This window comes from Mesorhizobium sp. (assembly GCF_005063415.1).
Classification (GTDB): Bacteria; Pseudomonadota; Alphaproteobacteria; order Rhizobiales; family Rhizobiaceae; genus Mesorhizobium.
In genome coordinates, this window is record NZ_SUEG01000143.1 from 10,256 (window position 1) to 13,014 (window position 2,759).

General features: G+C 66.9%; 1 protein-coding gene and 1 pseudogene. Both read right to left on the reverse strand.

Going from position 1 to position 2,759, the window contains the following annotated elements:
• Positions 1–631: pseudogene (locus E5W70_RS26175) on the reverse strand (enoyl-CoA hydratase-related protein); the annotation flags it as partial.
• A complete protein-coding gene (locus E5W70_RS26180) occupies positions 624–2,702 on the reverse strand; it encodes an acetate--CoA ligase family protein (protein WP_292663926.1) in 2,079 nt (692 codons plus the stop codon). The gene E5W70_RS26180 and the pseudogene E5W70_RS26175, both read right to left, overlap by 8 nt.
• Positions 2,703–2,759: the final 57 nt, after the last annotated feature.

Sequence of the window (2,759 nt, forward strand, 5' to 3'; positions counted from 1 at the left end):
GAGCCGTTTCCTTGATCGCGGCGAAAACCAGCGGCGGGCCGCTGGCGAGCAGCCGGGCGATCTCCCAGACGCGGTCCTCCAGCCTGTCCTTGGGCAGCACCTCGTTGACCAGGCCCCAGCGATGCGCCTCGGCGACATCCATCCAGCGGCCGGTGAGCAAAAGGTCCATGGCTACATGGTAGGGGATACGCTTCGGCAGCTTGATCGTCGCCGCATCGGCCAGCGTGCCGGCGCGGATTTCGGGCAGGGCGAAGGAGGAATGATCCGACGCATAGATGAGGTCGCAGGACAGCGCCAGTTCGAAGCCGCCGCCGACCGCCATGCCATTGACGCAGGCAATCACCGGCTTGTTGAGATCGCGCAGTTCCTGCAACCCGCCGAAGCCGCCGACGCCATAATCGCCGTCGACCGCGTCGCCGCCGGCCGCGGCTTTCAGATCCCATCCGGCGCAGAAGAACTTGTCGCCGGCGGTCTTGACGATGGCGACGCGCAGGTCGGGATCGTCGCGAAACGCCTTGAACGTCTCGCCCATCAGCCGCGAGGTCTTCAAGTCGATGGCATTGGCCTTCGGCCGGTCGAGCGTCACTTCGAGGATCGTGCCCTCGCGGCGGGTGGTGATGATTTCAGCCATTCTTCTTGTCTCCCAGCACCAGCAGCGCATCGGCGATCCAGGCGCCCTTGCCCTCGGTGCAGACGATCAGCGGATTGATGTCGAGCTCCTCGATTTCGCCGGCATTTTGCTGCACGAAGCCGGCAATGCCTGATATCGCATCGATTGCCGCCGCGACGTCGGCCTTTGGCCGACCGCGATAACCGTCGAGCAGCGGGAACAATTTCAGCCCGCGCAAAGCGGCCTCGATATCGTCGCGGGTCGCCGGCAGCATCAGCGTGACGCTGTCGCGCAACAGCTCGACCAGCACGCCGCCGGTGCCGAGCGTCATCACCGCGCCGAACATCGGGTCGCGGGTGAAGCCGACCAGCAGCTCGGCGACGCCATCGCGCACCATGCGCTCGACATAAAGGCCAGTGCCGAGCGGGCCGAGATCATGGGCGGCGGTGCTGACGGATTCGGCATCCCTGAGGTTGAGCCGGACCGCGTCGAGCTCGGATTTGTGGATGACGCCAAGGGCCTTCAGCGCCACCGGGAAGCCGAGCGCCATCGAGGAGATCACAGCCTCGACCGCGTTGCCGGCGCGCTCGCCCTTCGGCACGGGGAGCCCGGCCTCGATGAGCCGCGCTTTCGCCTCGGCCTCGTCGGGCGTGACATGGTCGCCGGCCGGCGCGCCGGACGCCGAGGTGTCGATCGGCTGCGCCTGCGGCTCGCGCCACGCCCAGCCGATGAAGGCCGCCGCCTGGGCGGCGTCCATGGCCTCGGAAATGCCGAATAGCGGCACCATGCCGCGCGCCATCAGGCCGGCAGTATATTCCTCGGGCAGGTTCTCCGGCAGCGAGGAGACGATCGCGCCTTGCGCGCGGTTGGTCTTCAGCGCCGCTTCGAAAGCGCGCAGCGTCGCCCACCAGTCGGTATCCGAGCAGCGGTCGGGGCGCGGGAAATCGAGCACCAGCATGTTGAGGTCGAAGCCGCCCGACACCATGGCGGTGAAGGTGGCGGTCATCGCCGGCTCGTTGTTCCAGATGAAGGTGTGGTAGTCCAGCGGGTTGGCCACCGCGACAAGCGGCCCGAGCGTCGATTTGACATGCGCGCGGTGCTCGGCGGTGAGTGGCGGAAACGTCACCCAGCGGCCTTCGGCGCTGTCAGCCATCACCGACGCCTCGCCGCCCGAACAGCTCATCGACGACAGCCGGTAGCCGGGCAGGGGTCCGGTGACGTGCAGCAGCTTCAGCGCCTCGATGAAGGCCGGGATCGAATCGATACGGGCGATGCCGAGCCGCTTCAGGAACGCGCCGGATGCTGCGTCCGAGCCGGCCAGCGACGCGGTATGCGAGACGGTCGCCTGCCGCGCCTGCTCGGAGCGGCCGACCTTCATGGCGATAACAGGCTTCTTCAGCTCGCGCGCCCTCGCCGCCAGCCTTTCAAAGCCGGCTACCGAATCGAACGCTTCGATATGCAGGCCGAGCGCGGTGACGCGCTCGTCCTCGATCAGACCGAGCGCCATTTCAGAGAGCCCGGTCTGCGCCTGGTTGCCGGCGGTCATCAGAAAGGCGATCGGCAGGCCGCGTTTCTGCATCGTCATGTTGATGGCGATGTTCGACGACTGTGTGATGATGGCAACGCCGCGGCCGCCTTCTGGCAGCCTGATGCCGCCATGCTGGTCGGGCCACAAAAGCGCGCCGTCGGCATAGTTGATCAGCCCATAGCAGTTCGGCCCGATGATCGGCATTTGGCCCGCCGCCGCGACCAACTCGGCCTGCAGCCGCTCGCCGTCCTCGTCATAGGCTTCGGTTTCGAGAAAGCCGGCGGCAAAGCACACGGCGCCGCCGGCGCCGCGCTCGGCCAGCGCCTTGACCACTTCGATGGTCAAATGCCGGTTGACGCCGATGAAAGCGGCATCCGGCGCACCAGGCAATTCGGCCACCGAGCGATAGGCCTTGCGACCGGCGACCTCGGCCTTGCTCGGATGCACCGGCCAGATCTCGCCGGCAAAGCCCATCTTGATCGACTGCGCGACGACGGCAGCAGCCTGCGCACCACCGAAGACTGCGATCGTTCGTGGGCGCAAAAGCCGCTCAAGTTTGTGCATGAGCACCCCCCTCTGCCCTGCCGGGCATCTCCCCCTCAAGGGGGGAGATTGGCAGCT

Excerpts from the sequence above, each read along its gene's own strand:
- E5W70_RS26180 (WP_292663926.1), bottom strand. The coding sequence starts at position 2,702 with ATGCACAAACTTGAGCGGCTTTTGCGCCCACGAACGATCGCAGTCTTC.